General features: G+C 51.5%; 1 protein-coding gene. It reads left to right on the top strand.

The features are described from left to right. Nucleotides 1-13: 13 nt before the first annotated feature. Nucleotides 14-301: cache domain-containing protein (locus tag Q4563_RS18690; protein ID WP_303605579.1), on the top strand; the 288-nt coding region annotated here is incomplete at its 3' end.

Below are 301 nucleotides of genomic sequence, written 5' to 3'. Positions count from 1 at the left end.
CAATCAGGATTATATCTGGGTGGTGGATCATGATATCCAGGTTTTATCCCACCCGGATGAACGCTTTCAATACGATGGCGAGCAGCAGGAAGATGATCCCCCTCAAAACATTCTGACCCGGGTTGTCAGGCAAGCCATGCAAGACGGCGAAGGCTATTACTATTATAAATGGTCCCGTATTGCCGGTGATGACGAGCTCGACAAGGTATCGTTTGTCCGGGACTACCCCGAATGGGGGTTTGTGATTGGCTCCGGGGTTTACCTCAACGATATCGAAATCGAAGTGCGCCAGCGTCGCCAG

The organism is Gilvimarinus sp. 1_MG-2023 (genome assembly GCF_030548285.1).
The sequence above is the reverse complement of the archived record's forward strand: the minus strand, read 5'-3'. Positions and strand labels throughout refer to the sequence as shown.